General features: G+C 47.4%; 14 protein-coding genes and 1 pseudogene. 1 reads left to right on the top strand and 14 read right to left on the bottom strand.

Features of this window, described 5'->3' with window-relative positions; translation table 11 throughout:
* Window positions 1-192: pseudogene (locus tag VQ830_RS27850) on the top strand (hypothetical protein); the annotation flags it as partial.
* A gap of 171 nt (window positions 193-363) precedes the next feature.
* Here VQ830_RS27850 and VQ830_RS27845 read toward each other — a convergent pair.
* From VQ830_RS27845 to VQ830_RS27785, 14 genes are all read right to left on the bottom strand, one after another.
* Window positions 364-1,101, bottom strand: coding sequence for a methyltransferase domain-containing protein (locus tag VQ830_RS27845; protein ID WP_337271406.1), 738 nt, complete (start codon window positions 1,099-1,101; stop codon window positions 364-366).
* A 149-nt stretch (window positions 1,102-1,250) separates the two neighbouring features.
* Complete coding sequence (locus VQ830_RS28905; protein WP_438618870.1) at window positions 1,251-1,553, bottom strand: LbetaH domain-containing protein; 303 nt, start codon at window positions 1,551-1,553, stop codon at window positions 1,251-1,253.
* Between the two features lie 263 nt (window positions 1,554-1,816).
* The gene (locus VQ830_RS27840; protein ID WP_337271405.1) at window positions 1,817-2,620 is read right to left on the bottom strand and encodes a glycosyltransferase family protein; all 804 of its coding nucleotides are present in this window, start codon (window positions 2,618-2,620) and stop codon (window positions 1,817-1,819) included.
* 61 nt (window positions 2,621-2,681) lie between these two features.
* Entirely contained in the window at window positions 2,682-4,355 is a 1,674-nt protein-coding gene (locus VQ830_RS27835) for a M10 family metallopeptidase (protein WP_337271404.1), read from the bottom strand.
* A gap of 303 nt (window positions 4,356-4,658) precedes the next feature.
* Window positions 4,659-5,456, bottom strand: a complete 798-nt coding sequence (locus VQ830_RS27830) for a class I SAM-dependent methyltransferase (RefSeq protein WP_337271403.1) — start codon at window positions 5,454-5,456, stop codon at window positions 4,659-4,661.
* A 47-nt stretch (window positions 5,457-5,503) separates the two neighbouring features.
* Entirely contained in the window at window positions 5,504-6,124 is a 621-nt protein-coding gene (locus VQ830_RS27825; RefSeq protein WP_337271402.1) for a DUF1796 family putative cysteine peptidase, read from the bottom strand.
* Window positions 6,125-6,295: 171 nt separating this feature from the next.
* Window positions 6,296-7,843: a polysaccharide pyruvyl transferase family protein gene (locus VQ830_RS27820; protein WP_337271401.1), complete on the bottom strand. Its 1,548-nt coding sequence runs from the start codon at window positions 7,841-7,843 to the stop codon at window positions 6,296-6,298.
* 252 nt (window positions 7,844-8,095) lie between these two features.
* The gene (locus tag VQ830_RS27815) at window positions 8,096-9,394 is read right to left on the bottom strand and encodes a KpsE/RkpR family capsule polysaccharide export protein (RefSeq protein WP_337271400.1); all 1,299 of its coding nucleotides are present in this window, start codon (window positions 9,392-9,394) and stop codon (window positions 8,096-8,098) included.
* A 21-nt stretch (window positions 9,395-9,415) separates the two neighbouring features.
* Window positions 9,416-10,465, bottom strand: coding sequence for a hypothetical protein (locus tag VQ830_RS27810; protein ID WP_337271399.1), 1,050 nt, complete (start codon window positions 10,463-10,465; stop codon window positions 9,416-9,418).
* Window positions 10,466-11,728, bottom strand: a complete 1,263-nt coding sequence (locus VQ830_RS27805; RefSeq protein ID WP_337271398.1) for a KpsE/RkpR family capsule polysaccharide export protein — start codon at window positions 11,726-11,728, stop codon at window positions 10,466-10,468.
* Between the two features lie 11 nt (window positions 11,729-11,739).
* Window positions 11,740-12,393, bottom strand: coding sequence for an ABC transporter ATP-binding protein (locus VQ830_RS27800; RefSeq protein WP_337271397.1), 654 nt, complete (start codon window positions 12,391-12,393; stop codon window positions 11,740-11,742).
* A complete protein-coding gene (locus VQ830_RS27795; protein ID WP_337271396.1) occupies window positions 12,390-13,160 on the bottom strand; it encodes an ABC transporter permease in 771 nt (256 codons plus the stop codon). The genes VQ830_RS27800 and VQ830_RS27795 overlap by 4 nt, the downstream gene beginning before the upstream one ends.
* Window positions 13,161-13,173: 13 nt before the next feature.
* Window positions 13,174-15,549 carry a rhamnosyltransferase WsaF family glycosyltransferase gene (locus tag VQ830_RS27790; protein ID WP_337271395.1) on the bottom strand — a complete coding sequence of 792 codons (2,376 nt, stop codon included), beginning with the start codon at window positions 15,547-15,549 and terminating at the stop codon, window positions 13,174-13,176.
* 97 nt (window positions 15,550-15,646) lie between these two features.
* Window positions 15,647-16,450: an FkbM family methyltransferase gene (locus VQ830_RS27785; protein ID WP_337271394.1), complete on the bottom strand. Its 804-nt coding sequence runs from the start codon at window positions 16,448-16,450 to the stop codon at window positions 15,647-15,649.
* Between the last annotated feature and the right edge of the window lie 675 nt (window positions 16,451-17,125).

Below are 17,125 nucleotides of genomic sequence, written 5' to 3'. Positions count from 1 at the left end.
TGGCGGAGGATGGCCAATATCTGCGGCTCGCTAAATCTGCTCGTCTTCATCAAAATCTCCTCGATCATAAAGCCCGAGAAAATTCTACTTTTGAAGTCCGTTATTTTGCGGGGGGATTACCCGTCGAGCACTCGCAATAGATACTTTGTTCCCACCAACGCCATTGACCGGCGCAGGTTCTCCAGCCAGTGATGCTTTCCTTCGTCTCGATCGGAACGCGTGTGGGATTCACGTGGCGCTCACCCATTTGCCAAAATTGATGTAAAGCCCCACGATCCGAGGTGTGTCGGAATAGGAATACATGAACTACCTCCTGGTAGTCCAAGTTTTCATCCGCCCCTTCCTGTCGACTCGTTCCATCTCTCATGAATACGGCTTTTTGAAACTCCCTACGATGTATGGTTCGCGGAAATCGAGGGGGCCGTTCACCGCTTGAACGTGGACCTTCGCAGCTTCAAGATCAAGGTCGGAATTCAGCGGCGAAATCCCGGTCGGTGTTTCCAAAGAATCTACTGTAAATCCCGCATCCTCGAATAAATCAGTTAATTCCTTGACTGTGTAATCGCCTAGATGCGCTCGATCAACTGTAGGAGGTAGACCACTTGCGATACGAGCCATCGCAAGATATGACGCCGCATTGCGAGCAGTGCAAATGATCACGCCACCTGGCTTCAATACTCTATACATATCGCCAACTATTCCTTTGGCGCTAGGAAAGTATACGTCCTCCGATATTTCTCGATCTTCTTGAATACTAAGCCCTTGTAAGACATCAAAACACAAAACGGCGTCAATGCTATCCAGGCCTAACTCCTCAATTTCATCGTGACTTTGCGTCTTAACCCCATGCACGGAGCAGCCTTTACCCCTGAGAAAATGTCCAAATATGGACAATCCGCCAAGCTCGAGCACGGTGCTGCCTTTATCAATGTAAGGCGCGATGGCGTTGAAGGTTTTTATGAGACGCGTGGAGTTTAGCCGGTAATAATCTACCGCCACTCCTAGTCGCATGTCATGGCTATCTCCTCCTGTTTCCACCTTCGCAAAAAAGTTTTGGACGAGAACCTGAAAATCAACTGTTGCGCTTATTAGCCCAGCCATAATCTTTCCTAGCGACCTGCTACACGATGGCTATGAAGCCACTAATCATCCCAATAACCCTTTGTAAGCGCCAGCAATAACATCATTGAGGGCCTCCGAAATTATGCACCGTCGTGCCTTCATCATCGAGCCTTCGAACAAGAAGACGCTTAGTCCACTATTGTTTCTACAATCTGGTCGACGGAACTCTTGCTAAGATCCAATAGGAAGAAAGATCGATTTCGTCTTATCCGCTCCTCGGGCCAATTCCACCACTCAACGTCCTGAAGAAGAGCGACTATTTCTTCAGGAAATCTCAGAGCTAAGATGCGGCATGGAGAACCCGCAGCTATTCGATAGGGAGGGATCGATTTGGTAACGATAGATCCGGCACCAACACATGCTCCGTTTCCGATTGTAACACCGCCCAAGATTGTTACGTTATCCGCTAACCAGACATCACTACCTATCATGACGGAACCTTTGGTCCGAGATCGACTTGGGACACCAATCTCGCCGGGATGTGGTTGTCCGAACAAGTTCCGATAAACTGTTCCTTGAATAGCCGCGAACCTCGTGTCGTGATTAATCGGCATTATTGTCAAATTACGGCCAAACGCACAGTAAGATCCGATCGTCACAGGAGATTCAGCGGTTCCGACAATGTGACACTGGCCATTGTAAAGCGTGTTACGTCCGACCTGAATATGTGCTGAACTTTCCAAAGCGGTCGCCATTATGGTTCCAGAATCCCATTCATGATAGACGAAAAGTAGACTTCGTAAGGTTGCGCCAATGCGTCCGGCACGAGGAACCGGCTCAAGCCATAACGAGATGTGAAGTCTGCCATCTGTTCCAACTTCGTTCGCCCGGGTTCATTTGTGAAATGTACCAAGAAATGATCGTCCGCGCGTTCGAAATGGAAGGGCCTTGTATTGAATCTTGTGTACTCCAAAAGTACCACCTGCTTCAGACGGCGAGGACACTTCTTTAACTGATGTATCATTGCTTCTTGGTCGTACGGGCCCCAATAGGGCCCGTACTCCTCTTCATTCCAGAACTCAAGCGACTGCTCGCCGGTGGTATTCAGGCAATCAATGAGAAACGCAAAAGCCTCAGGACACCGCCTAATCAAGAAATTCCCGGCAGAAAGGTATGTTTTTATTCCTCGATTAACCGGACTTCTGCAATAGATTGCGAACAAATTTTTGTCCCTCATCTCCGGGACAAGCGATTCTAGGCTCTTGTCTAATTGCATGAATGCCGCGTCATCGTCCAGCCAGAACAACCAGTCGCAGTCTTTTAATGCATCAATAATCGTAGCGAGCTTGTGATAATAAACGTTAGGCAAGCCAGCATATGGATTAATATCAAATCTGTATCGATATCCATGTTTAGCGGCATAGACTGCATGATTGATCGACGTCGGAAAACGCACTGAAGTGCTTCCAGAGCAAATCAAAATCGTCGGCGCGGGGTCAACTGGAGTAGTTTTTCCTCCTTGAACGCTGCGGATAAGCCTAGTCAAGGTTTCGAACATGATCATCTGCGTGTTAGAGCTCTCGTTTTGGAGGTTTAATGAGGAAAGGGCTAAAAAGGGCTCACGCCAGGATGCGGCCTTCGTAGAACCCGCACATTATGTAGTGGTTCTCGGCTAGGTGAGCATTTTCCCCAAACGCGGCAAGAAGATCCTCGTTGCCCCGAGCATGAACATAATTATGAGAGTTGAAAGTTGCATGTCTTCCCTCAATCTGCCCGTATTCAATGTAATGAATTGCCCCTGCGGTGCGGTCTGAACTGAATGTCTTAATTAAATCTCCATAAGACGCTATGTACTGAAGCGCATCAAAATTGTCGCCTCTTCCTTCCTCAAATCCACATGCGAAGTAATGATTTGTTGCCGCCTGCTGATCTACACCGAACGCTGAGATCAGGTCTTTATAAGAGGCTATGTATTCGGCAAAGTTAAACTGTTGAGAACTTCTGCCTTCATTGATCCCATAATCGATAAAATGCTTTGCAGCTGATGCGATATCTTTACTGAATGCCGCTCTCAGGTCGTTATACGCACCTAGATAAAGACGGGCATCAAACGTAACTCCCCTGCCTTCAGAAAGCCCAAAATTAGCGAAGTGCGACATTAAGGCAGAAGCATCTGATCCGAATGCGATAGCTAAGTCTTTATAGGAAGCCCCATATTCATATATTGAACGAGAGCCATGTAGATCTGCTTGAACATCTTTGTCGGAAAAACGCAACGTTTCAATGTTGAACAACTGATCATTCCCGAGCTGAGAAGATACAACGCAACCCTCCATGAACTTGTATGTCGCCGCATCCGCACTTTTAACCCCGAAGATTGCAACATCATTACCTGGACCCCCATCGATACCATCGTTTCCCGAGCGCGCCTCAATGACGTTATCAAACCGATTTCCGACGATAACATCACTTCCACTTCCGCCTATAACTTTCTCGATATACGTTCCCCGACCAATCCCTATATTGCCAATCAGTCCGCCGATATTGGAGTAAGTTTCAGGATTTAGGTTGATAAATTGATTATGGGTGACTGAGCTTAGATCTAACGTATCGTAGCCGGCTGGATCCAAAAGCGTCTGAGCAGTAGGTATACCCAATGCGTCCTCGAATGCGTAAACATCATCACCGATATGAGCGTTAGCCGCCCCGTATAGCTGCTGAATCGCGATAATATCAGCGACCATCGGGGTTACATCATAAGCAGCCGTAGCATGTGTAGTTAAATTTTCACTCTGGCTGAAATACGACATAACACTGGCCTGCCAAGAGTCGTTTATATAGTGATTGTCACGCCCAAAAACCGCGTCACCGTTGTAATTGCCGGCGTGTCCAAGTCCCAATGCGTGCCCTATTTCATGGATATAGGTTTGGAATGAATAACTTGCTTTCGACGTCCCGTAATTTTGAAGCCAGTCTAAACCGATATTTACGCTCGCCGAGCTCGTCCGTGTCGTCCCACTGTAATAGCTGTAGGCCGTAAAGGCTCCAGCCTGATTATCGTCAAAATTTATGAGCGCAGGCGCCGAGGTATACGTGAAATGAATGTTGGCGACATCTGACCAAGCCTTTAGAGCCAGTTGAGCAAGTTGCTGCCCTGAGGCAGTCAGCGCACTAACATTGACCGTGATATCTCCGGTGCTAAAATGATGGGGCGTCTGGCCGGCGGATATCCAGTAGTCATTTGTCAACTGAGATGCAATCTGATCGTAGCTAAAGTACAGCGTTGCGGCCATCGGTTTGCTCTCTTAACTATGCCTCGATCCTAACTCGTAAGCCATTTTCGTTACCACATCTAAAACAAAACCCGCCGCCTTATGTTAGAACTCAAAAATACACATACGATCTCGCTAGAAGCAAAGCTCGCCCACTACACTGATCATAAACAGCAGGTTGTTCAAAGCTTCTGCTTCCAGCTAACTTCTCAACCCGAAGGATGGGAAGCATTGAGCCAGGTACACAATGGAGGGTAAACGCGTATCTTTTGGAGCAGGGTCACGTCGGCGTACAGCTCTGGGAAGAACAGACGTGAGCAATACTTACGAAGTAGTGCTCCTCTTTAATTGAACATAGAACTCGAGTTGCCCGTAAACTGGCCCACTTATTTCGGAGAGAACCAGAGGGATATGATAATTTGAAGTTAACCAATCTATAAGGGATGGGAAAGTATCTCGCGTAAAAACCCATGAGTGGCAGTCGAGGTAAGCTCCAGCATGCCACTGCTGTATCGCACTCGCTACGTCTCCCGTAGAGTGTATTCGACGGGCTTCGGTTACATCTTTCTTTTGCCAAACATCATTTGCGTTGATATGAGCAACGTTGGAAAAGTGATCTATAACATTCTGCAGCTCAGGTCTACGAGCGTCGTTGAAATGGGCTTCAGCTATCCAATGCCTGGGAGTAGGCCGGCGAAACTTGTCGAAGGTGAAGCGACAGTCCGGGACGACCAAAGCGAGATGCCCTCCGCTACTCAAGACGTCGGCAATATCAGCAAGCCAGCCCACTAGATTCGGCACGTGTTCAATAACGTGCGAAGCAACAACTACATCAAACTTCCGTGGAAATAAAGAAGGCGTTAGCCGACCATCGTTCGACACGAAGTCAACTTCGGCTATTCTGCTTTTGTCAACATGGGGCTCACTCGCGTATTTTTGTCTCAAATCATCAGTTGAACAATGATCAAGATAAAATACTTCTTTTGCCATTCCTCTCTGCACAATCGGCCTGTCTAGCGGCCCGATCTCAAGCACGGATTTCTTTTGTAGATCAAGCCCTTTCAAAGCGAGGCTACGCATGTCTGTGTTGTTGATTAATTTCCGCCCAAACCTGAACTTCATTTTATATACCACCGTTTTGGACGTCGCCAGAATCTTGAGTACTTGAACTAGCCACGCGCACTAGGTGGCAATCGAGAATTGGACTGTAATTGCACGCCCACACTGTCTAAGTTCGCCTTCCATAAACCAAAGTCAGTTTTCCATCCATTTACGGGATCCTCCGGAATTAATGGCAACGAGCACAGACACCATTCAGCTAAGGGAAAAAGTCGCTCTAGTTCAGCTGTAAGTTTAGCCGACCTCGCCTCCCCCTCTCTGAAAAAGAGCACCCTTCTTCCTGGATCGTTTAGAGACTTGAACCTTTCCAGAAGATATTCGCTTCTAGAACGTGGCTGCTCAATATAATCAATGAAATTTTCAATGACAGGGTGCTCGACTTTACCTAAATCGCGGGGAAATTCATGGTGAAGAAGTATGCCGGTTGGGTTATGTTGAACGCTGCTACCATCAGGGAGCCGGAACAACAACTCGGGATTGTATAATTCCTCTAAATCCAACGTTCCAAGAAATTGCAATAACCCAGACTCAGGAGTAATCCACCAGTCGAAGGGATATGCAGTCTCGAAACCGAAATACTTTCTCAGGTTGTAGGCTGTTGCACACCTAGGACCTAGACTGACCACATCGGTAGCCGGGCGGCTCTTGAAAGCCGAAAGCGAAAGTTCCATTCCTTCTACCTCGAATATATTGCCTAGCCAGCGTCGGTAAGATAAACGACGCAGCTTTTGAGCGCTGCCGTCCGTCGAGAAACGGTTGTGACAGAGCAGTTATCTTCATCGATAATAGTTTCATCGGCTTGCATGACTTTATTCAGCTGAAGGTAATGTATCTTGGGTGATTCATCTGTTTTCCGGATAAAAAAGGTATTCTATTCGCTTTAAGCCTATACCTAATTCTCGCATATCTTCAGACAATCCCAGATCGTGTGGACTTCCGATTTGATCGAGTTCAAACTCAATGATAAGATCTTTGTCTAACACGCGAAACTGCCTTGGCACTTTAACTGAAAAGTCTTCCAACACGCTTTGCTCGGCAGAATCGTTCCGAAGTTCCTTATAGAAAACAAGCTTGTTCTCCATCCAAACCCGCAAAGATCTTGAGTTGATTCTCTCGAGTTTTGGCAGGAAAATGTAGCCTTCTATGATAATCTCAGCAGCATTTTCCCAGCCCGACCCTAGGGGCAGTCGGACACCGGCTTTACGAACGACGGACCAAGGAAATGACTCTCCGTGCTCGGGAGTAGTCCATCCATCCAATAGTAGAGATAAACCCACATCTTCAGCGCCGAACCGTATGGTGCTTTCTGGCTCAGCTTCCCGGACTGACATCTTTTCGATATATTGCGAAAACATCGACAAGCTGTTTCTAAATTGGTTCTTTACCTGCCGCAATTCTCGACGTGTCTTTGAGGCTGAACGATGCCTTTGTCTAGTACGAATATACCTCTGATTTTCGAAGAACTGCATATGCTCTATGAATGGATTTTTCTCCACTTCTAGACCGGAAAGTGCAAGCTCAAATCTCCTGGTCGCCTGTTTCCCGAGCCCTAAATCAAAGGAAACAGCTCGAAGAATGAAACTTGGCCTAACCGCTATCGGACAGCATCCCAATATCTTAGCAAGCGATGGGATTTTGATATGTTCACGGATGCTTTGGTACCAAAAGTAGCCCTCGTCAATATTTTTCACGAAATGCGCTTCTATATTGATGGAAGCAGCGAAGTCCATCCACTTGAATGGAATATCAATAAAATCGTTGTCCCAGAAGGCGAATGGGGTTCCGTATGCAGCAGCAATAATAGCCGCATGAAGTGAACCTGCGAGGACGAAATCGGCACTTGCGATATCATTGATAAGCATCAAGAGTTCTTCGTCGTTATGAACACACGGCGATCGAACTAGTGCGGCGTCGGTTGGAGGTGAGCTGAACTCCCCCATCTGGCTAATATGTGGTACGCAAATCACTTTACCGGCGGCAGCAGATTTACGTTTATTCTTATCGAAGAGAATTGGAAGCAGTAAACCCGGGTCGCCTAATGGGGTTTCTTCAGAAAGCCCGAGAACTTTTCTTGTCAGCGGACCCCGGACCCCAAAGAACAGACAACGGTCATAAACCGCCTTTCGCAACGGTTCATCACTTCTTGAACCACAGCACCAAAACGCGATTTTGGCATCTTCAACTGTGGTCTTCTCAAAGTCCCACGTGATCAGCTGGTTATCAATCACACTTCCAATCAAGTGATAGAAGTCCACCTGAAAGTAGGGGGCAAGCAACATTTTCCGGTACAGAAAATCGCTCAAATAATCTCCAAAATTGAGCGCGATTTCGTCACGCGAATAATAAAGAAGGCGCGAGTCGACTGAGTTACCTTCCATGCTGTCGTTCACCAACCCCCTCCTTCAGTTGCTCCGCTGGTATCATGCACTTCTAGAGCAAAGTGCCTTCATAGCAAACAAAATCACTAGAAATCGGATGCGATCATCGCGGATTACAGGCATCTGATGCAACTTCTCTATGATACTCTATTAAGTTTTATTTCCCTGCCTAACTGGCACCGTCCGAGAGATGGAACCGGCTTTAATTACCTACCTCAGTGATCAAAAGTGCCGCCTGCCTAGGTCGGCCAGCAAGTTGTTCGACTAGTATGCGCGACTGTCTTTTACGCTCGCATAGAGCAGGCAAGTGATACCCCACACAATGAAGCACTCGAAAAAAAACAAGCTAGTTTGCGCAAACACCTTGGGATACGATGGCTCTTCCGGCAGAAGCGGAGGGACGACTATCGCAAGGTAGACTTGCTGATGGCTCAATGAACGCTTGGCAGCCTCCAAGCTGCTTCTAGATAATGAGTACATCTGCTCGGCGAACTCCTGCTTCAATCTCAAGAGCTCAAAGATCTTTAACTGACCAGATACGGTTTTATCGCCGTCTGGCCCAGTCAGCCTTGAATTAAGTTCGGCTATCTGATCATTAAGAGTGCGGAGTTGTGCCTCCATGTAACGATCCCCGGGCTTATCGCGGACGCCGACTGATTTCGAAACACTGAGCTGATTTTCCAACTGAAGCTTCTCTGTCGTCAACTTTGAGATGATAGATGTGATTTCCTTTGCTTTGTCGATAGGATCTAAAGAACCGGTTTTCTGCTGAAACGAGACAAGCTCTGCACGCGTCGCAGCCAACTCCCCCATGCTTCGCGCAACCTGATCTTGCGCTCTAGCTAACGCGTCGTTTCTGCTTCTGAGAGACATTTGATTTATCAGCTTCTCACTGCTGTCGGTCACTCTCCGAGTAAGTTCTAATGCGTTATCTGGTGAAAATGCCTGCACTCTTATGGTGACGATATTAGACGTCGTATCAACAGAAGCAGTTGCGTGCTCCTTCCAATAATTCCAAAGCTTCTCTGCGGTGGGTTTAATCGGTAGTCTAGAGTACCAGTCAATTTCACTACCTCCATATACGCTGCGCAAGTAGTCCAGCCCACCGACGTCTTGCACGGCAGATCGGCTCTTTACGTATTCGGCAATGATCTGCGAGTCCTGTGTGGAACTTTCATTCTTACTTATCCCGATCTTATCCAAGATCGACGATATTCCAGATCCAACTGAAGATGTGGCTCCGCTGGCTTCTTTAACTGTAACCTTGGCTTCGGCCACGTACACATACGACGAAAACAGTCCAAGGTAGGACAAGTACAGCATAGTTGGCAGTAGAATAATGCAGATAGAGGACCAAAAATTGAACCCTCTCGAAGTAGAACCCGTTTCTCTTGATGAGCGCACTACATGTGCAGAATAGCCACCTAGCTTAGCTTTGACGACACTAGCCCTGATCGGGAGCAGCGACAGAACGCCTCTCAGATCCTTTTCTTTGGAGCTATCGCCCCGACCTTTCGGAACCTCCCAATCTTCGCTCTCCATCTGTTTTTTCTCTGTTGGCAAAGAAGCTTCCTATTTCCAATGTTATTCAACGGACGGGAGCGCTGCTTCCAAAGCTTCGGACGCGAAAGCATACAACGCGATGTCTTCATCCAGTAAATCTGCTACCAGCCCGATATCCTTCAGCCTTACCGACAGTTGACTAGCACCTTTAATTTCCGACAATGCAGCGCTTCCAAAAATCTCTCGTTGTAGGAGACCGTCAACCAACGCAGCGAAATCCGAAAAGCGGTCGCTTGTCCCGACCGCATTTAGTTGAGCGAGGTTATCAAGAGCAACGCTGACATTACGACGTTGTACAAACTCGTCAGGCATTGTCCCAAGCATTGTAGTCATTGGCGATTTTAAAAGCCGTATCTGGTCGCTCGTTAAATTTCTCAAGCAGGATAAGATCGCCCTATTGTTCTCCAAATCTACGTCACGGAATGCAACAATCAACTCCTCGTACCGTGTCACATACGGCGAGGCAAACGGAGATGATGAAGAACTATTAAGCGCCTTGAAAAAAAGCAGCCGCTCGGAGAAATCATAGAAGGGTTCCGAAAGAAGCGCGCACACAAAAAAATCATTTGTCTCAACTGCATGAGCGAAACGCAACCAGTTCACGCGACCACTAATATATATAGAACTGCTGAAACTGTAGGAAAGTAAAGAGTTGATTGTCTCCAAAGAATAGCGATCAACGAGCGGATGCCTCACCGCGAAATTTCGGCTGGCGGTCCTTTGAAGTTGAGGCTGTGGAACAAGCGATGCAGAGAGGAAAAGTACCTTCCTAGGCAGATGATGGTCCGGATGGAACCGGCGATAAACGCAGATGCCAGTAGATGCCTCTGAAATCTGAATATCAGAGGCCTCGGACAAAGAGGGCACAAGACCCTTGTCAACGAAGAAGCCGGATAATCCTGTAGAATGCAGTCCCATATCGTGCAGATCTTTGCGGTACACATTCGCTCTAAATAACACATCAGGGGCGCCGGGAACGGATACTCTTAGTTCTGGTGTCTCTTGGGGATTGTCGGTGATAATCCAACCTGAAATGGTTTCACCAGAGTCGTTATCTATCGCGAACTGCATTTACGAAGCCATGTTATCTCTAACCAGAGTCGCCAATCCCGCGACCCCGCCCCAAAGCACGAACGCGATGAGTGAAAAAAGTCCCACCACTAAGAATCTGCGGGGATAAAGTGACTCTTGAGGCAGGGTGGGGGGCACGTATATTTGCAAATAAGCTCTCTGCCTCTCGAGGTTTATCCGAGATTTCTCAAGATCTGTAACCGCGGAAATGTAATTGGACTGTGCAATACTTTTCTCCAACTCTTTCTCAGACAGCACCGAGGATTCCCCAGCCAGATTTTTGCTGGAATCGGTGTCTCCGGCGATCATAGACTCATAGTTCTCAATTTGAGACTTAATCTCGGTAATCCGAGCATTCATCTGGACCAACTGTGGCGCATTACTGGCTGTCGTTTGTGATACACTGGCCGCCTGGGCCTGTAGGTTAGCGAGCTTCAATCTGAGATCAGTGATCAGTTTGGTATACACCTCGGAGGTGTTATTCACGTCCAAGATGCCAGCTGTATTTCTAGCATCCCGCAGTTTTGAAACGGCACTTTCTAGCTTTTCCTGCGCCACGGCCAAGGCGGTTTGCGCATTATCATAAGCGTCTTTTTCTGCGCGCCGAGTCAAATCATTTACCATTTGCTCTGACGTTCCCAAGACAAATTTCGCAATCTGTAAACTGTCGCTAGGTGAGAATGCTCGAATGTCCAAAGTGACGAGGCCAGAATTGCGATCGACATTAACATCCACGTGCTTCTTCCAATAACTTAGCAATCTTTCTCTTGAAGATAATGGATCTAGCCGCGAAACAACATCAAAGTTGGTGGCGGAGAACATTTGACGCAAGTTAAACTTTTTCTCAAGCGCATCTAGCATGGCCGAACTTTTGATAAATTCAGCGACAATCTGGCCGTCTCGCGATCCGCTGTTCCCCAGCAGAGCGCCAGCGGCTGCTATGTTGTCTAGAGCTGAACCTTCTCCGCTTTTAATAGCGAACCTTGTTTCAGTGACATACTGATCCGAGGCGAGCAGAAAGTAGTATCCGGCCATGCAGATGCTGGGAATAAGAAAAAGAGACATGAAGGACGCCAACAAGACGCCTCGGTAAATTTTGTCGCTCTTTCTAGCTCTGAAGCCGGCTCCGCCGCTCGTAATTGGCTTAGTCACACGCGCTTTACGCGCACCTTTTTTTAGCTCAATGGAAACAGATCGAGCACGCTCAAGTGCAACAACCTCTGTCAGTTGCTCGTAGGACCTAACATTAGTTACCGAATTCAAAGCGCCCTACCTTACTCGTTAAGCTTCTTGTAAAGCTCAATTGCGTCGTCCACGTTTGAAAACTCATGCATTACGCCATGGGCCAGAACGACCCCGCGGTTACAGTATTCTTTAACGGTTTCCATCGAATGCGATACCATTATAATGTCGGCGCTTGATTTCCTTTTCGCAAATTCCTCACGGCATCTTGCTTGAAATCGGGCGTCCCCAACGGCTGTCACTTCATCAATGAGATAGCATTCAAACTCAATCGCCATCGACAAACCGAACGCCAAGCGTTGGGCCATGCCTGAGGAATAATTCTTATATGGCTCGTCGATGTAAGCGCCAATCTCGGCAAAGTCTTCAACAAACTGGATCACCTTACGCGTATCCTGTCCATAAACTTTAGCCACAAACTTTACATTCTCTCTCCCGGTCATCAACGGATGCAATCCAGCTGCGAACCCAAGAGGCCAAGAGACACGAGAGTTTCGAATAACTTTTCCCGAATTCGGCAATTCTGTTCCGCCGAGCATCCTCATAGTTGTGGATTTTCCAGCGCCATTAATACCCAAGATTCCGTACGAAGTGCCCGCCCTAAAATCAACTGTGACGTGGTCAAGGATCGTCTTTACATTCCCTTTGGTACGATAAAATTTGAGTACATTTTTTAGACTGATCATCCGTTTAGTATTTTACCTCGCAAAAATCGCTCTCCGGCCAGACCAAGAAACATGACAGTCGTCGATACCCAAAAAAGATAAGAAAATGAGATAGTCGCGTCGCCGTATCCATCGTAATACGACGATCTGAACCAAGAAACGCAATGAAGAAGAGGATTAAACCACATCAGATTTTGGATATTCTGTGGATATGTTTCTGGGAGAATGAAGACACCGGAGGTTAGATATAAAACCACCATCAGCAAAACAAATGTAATGTGCCACATCCTAATGATAGAAACTATCACGCAGTTTAATAGGCCTAAGCTGATCGAAAGATAAATGGTCATGACAACAGCTTCAGCCCATCGTAAAGAGTCGCTTGGTAAAGCTTGAACCCCGCAGGCTAGAAGGCCGCAATAGAGAATTATGAGAACAACAAAGGCTGTGAGAAACTCTACCGTAGCTCTGGCCAGGATTACGTCCAAAACCTTAACGACAGGAAACAGGAATAGCGGCCTATTTGTTTCGATCGTCATCCCCATCATCCTAGCAGGATAGAGACATAGAATATATGGAACTGCGCCCGACACCACAAAAAGCGCAGGGTCGCTGCCGAGCGGCATGATCCTATTAGCAGCCAAAAAACCTATTATTATGAAAGTAATGTGGGCGAGCGGCCAGATGATTGCCAATAGGTAACTAAAATGAGAGCGACCGAAGCGCGTTCGTATATCACGGATCATAACCGCGCCAATGACCGTGAACCGTTGCTTTATGTCAATCATTTGAATACGCCGATTATTTCGCCGCTGTAGATAAATCCAAAATATGTTTTATCTCTGACGCAACCCGCTCAGGAGCATACTGCCTAATCGGGTGCTGCATGAAGTTCGGCCTAGCTCGCTGCACCACATGGCCCACGTTGCTTTCTGCGAGTTGAACCGCTTTTTCTACCGCATCCGCCACGTGCTCTGCTGTCACAAGATCAACCTCTATAATATTAGAGTAGGTCTCGCCAATATTCTTGCCGTTAAATTTGTTTGTGACGGTTATCAACCCCGCCTCCGCCATCTCCTGTGGAGGATAGCTCGGATGAGGGGAGAGCATCAAAGACACTCCGACAGAGGCTGTACTGAGGTACTCGGCATACTTTTCCAGGGAGGCCTTCCCAATCACCTGAAGATTCTGCATCGGAAATACTAAATCAGGATCGAACTCCTCTCCCAAACTTAAGATGCTCCATGCCGCTGCTATCGTTGGATTTCGCCTCTGCCACAGAATTAAGGCATCCGCCAGTATTTCAAAAGCATTTCGTAAAACATTCGGTCGGCCGTAAATCAGAATTATACGCTCACGCTTTTGCTCCTTCCAATTGGCTTCTAATTGGGCATTAATTGTATATGGCAAGTAGTAATTAGAACGGAAGGTGTACTGGCTGCTGATGCTCAAAGCTAACTCGGCAGAATTAATTATCGCTATAGTTTCATCGGGATTTCGATAGGTAGCCTCAGCTAGCGCCCACCTTGTCGACCAACCGTAAAAATATGGTTCATTGTCCTGAATGAGGTATATAACCGGTATTGGAGATTTACCAGTCAATCTCCTCAGGTTATTAAAACTGAAGGAGAACGCAGCTGTCCACCAGGCAGTGGCTATGAACACATCACCATCCCGCAAAGAGATTTTGCCCTCTGATCTTTCAAAAGCGTCCACAATGGCCCAACCGTCCTCATCCACGGAGCCTTCTGATATCAGACGCATTTTGTAAGCTGGGAAATTGAGAAGTGCATCCTCCTTAACTGGAGCACACGTTACAATTATTCGGCGATCAAAATCAGAGCCCAAAGCATCGGAAATCTCATCGAATACCTTTAAAGCAGTGCTGACACCACCAAAAGTTTGGGAAGGGTTGATCGTTGGCACAACTAGATTTATCCGCCGACGTCTACTGTTAGAGCGATGCGCGAGCAGCGCCCGCGTTTCCGGTATCGCATTTTCCGATGGCATGACGCCGCTAATGGCCGTCTCCAGCAATGAAAAGTATACCTTGCTGCGGAGCCTGCTTAAATCACCAGGTGAGCTCACAGGCAAAACGGTTTCCTTCATTGGATATCGTGTGGCCTGGACGATCTTACGCCACTCAAATCCAGCCGCTTCCGCAAATATCAGGAGACTACGCTCAATTGCATGTGCAAGAGTTCCGTCAATTTGCCCCTCTTCGGCCGGGAAATCGTCAAATTTTAGATCGAGATCCAAAAGTTTTTTTACGGCCGCTGAACGCGCCCAAAACATCGATCCAGAGGGAAACTCTAACACACGATCTTTATCGAGCTTAACCCCAATGTGCTCTAAGAGAGCCTTAGCAATTTCAAAGTCATAACCCCAATTTAACGCTCCGCGCAATTCAAAAAGATGCTGCGGAAACACGACGCCGATAGTTGGATCCTGAAACAATTCAAAAACAGATTGAACAACTGCCTCACTACCGCATAGATTTTCGAAGAGGTACTCCCTCCAGGAAACCAATCCCTCGCCTCCGTGCGGAGACTTTTTTGTATGAAGATGAAGAAACAAATCATAATGTTCGTACACGTCCCGAAAACCAACAAAAAGAGGCGCGACGTCACGTCCGCGATTTGGAAAGACCCTGATAGTGACATTGCCTCTGCTGTATCGCCTTAAAATCTCTTTGATTGTGTCCGCTTTTTGAAGACTGTCTGTCGAAATGAAGATATCGACGACCCCTGGGATATTCGAAATGTAACTGATAATCTCCTGTAGTAGATCAACGTAGAAGCAATGTATAATCACAGCAACAGGGCGGTGCGCGGGATGTTTCAGCTTATAGCTGAATGGAACGCTGAAGGCATAATCCTCCTTATTTGTCGGGCGACGCGAGGGGACGACAACGTGTACTCCATCATAGCACTTTTGTAGCTCGTGGGTATACTCATACCTCGCGTCCACGGAGTTCGCCCGTTGACTCCGTGGAAGCCTGGCCGTTTTGGGTTTCGGGTCTATGGAAGCTGCAAAACGAAACAGCTGCTTTTCGAGCCATACTCCCATATTATAGGAGAAAAAGGCCACGTCTCTGATGCCGGACGCAACCAGTCCTGGTAAGCCACGTTTCGAATAGATAGCTTTTATGTCATTAATCAGCTTAGACTTACTCACGGATTTCCCGACCCCAACATTTTCTAACCAAGCGTATTCGGCCCCGATCACCAGCCGGTGGCGACCTTGAAAACGCGCGCAAATCTCAATACCTTCGTCAGAAAGTGTATTTCGGAAATTCCCTCAAATGGGCTTCGTTCAGAAAAAGCGTATTTAACGTCGCACCAGAGAGCGGTTCAATAGATAGATCGGGTGTTACCGCATATGGGTTGTACCCAAGCCGTTTCATCATGTCGATGATCTCAGGTCGGTGACCTTCTTCGATAAGAACGATAGGCCGTGCTTCCTTTATGAATTCGTTACCTCCCGCTAAGACGCTAGCCTCGTGTCCTTCGACATCAACTTTTAGTAAGCGCAGCGGTCTCGTCTGCAGGAATTTCAGTGCCTCTACTTGGTTATCAAGCTTATCAAACTTTACCGGAATATGATCAAAATCGACTTTTCCGGTCTTCGAATAACTCCAAAGCCTACCCATTACCTCTGAGCGCTTGAAATTATCTTCCGAAAGTGACGCCTCGCCATACTCTGCATATCCATCAATCAGAGGGACAATCAATATTCCATCGTTTGCGCTGTCTGAAAGTCCAGTCAGGGTATATCGATAATCGACACAGAACGATGAGGCTATATCGAGCGCTGGCTGCAAGCGAGGATTGATCTCGAACCCCCAACCCGCCGCCAACTTAGCGCACTTGTTCATAGATAAAGCCGTCAGCCCTACATTGGCACCAACATCAATGTAGGAAATCAAGTTACTCTGAAACTTCCTGAAGAAATTAAAATCGGCCTCGTGCGGCTCTGTCAAGTCGTATACCTGCGTCAAAAAATCCACGACTTCAGGTCGCAATCGCGGGACCATAGTTTCGTAAAGTGCCTTAGATCTTGCGGCTGCCGATTCCATGAATTTATGATTCCTGATGTCCATTGAGACGTAACCCACCGTTTAGTAACTAGCGCTTTTCCGGCCCAATCTGCAACGCTAAAATCCCGCTTGAACTCAGCGATCTCGTTTATCGAAATTTGATCGTAGGTTTATTTCGAAAGCATTTGTGTTTAGATCTCACTGAGACGTAGCGGCCTCCCTCAACCCGCAGCCTCTGGCCAAGCCGGCGAACCAGCCGCTTCCGAGTGAACTGCAACTCGTGTCGATATTCGTTAGACATAAGCCTATACTCAAGCCTGTGCTTGAGCCTCTCTGCTTATGACGACTGTCCGGCCGAGACGGGGTGCAGTTCACCATCCTCATTCGGCGCTCAAGATGGCTTCCCCACCCCAGTTCATCCGGGTAAATCAAACTAGCCGACATGTCCGGCGAAACCGGGTGCACTCAACCGAGGAAGCCGCGCCGTCAAGCGCAGCATATCACAACGGTCAAAACAAAATCGTCTAGCTGTATTGTTGTTGCTCACACGCTCATCCAAACCGCCAAGATGAACGTAGTCGATCCACTGGCGTGGTAATCATCCCCGCAAACCATTGGGTTGAAAATTGGACTTCTCCGGCCTTTGATGCGTTTGGAGAACGACATGAAAAAATCGAGATTCACGGAAAGCCAGATTCTGGCGATTTTGAAGCA

It is taken from the genome of Oryzifoliimicrobium ureilyticum (assembly GCF_037199735.1).
GTDB classification, from domain to species: Bacteria; Pseudomonadota; Alphaproteobacteria; order Rhizobiales; family Rhizobiaceae; genus Rhizobium; species Rhizobium ureilyticus.
The sequence above is the reverse complement of the archived record's forward strand: the minus strand, read 5'-3'. Positions and strand labels throughout refer to the sequence as shown.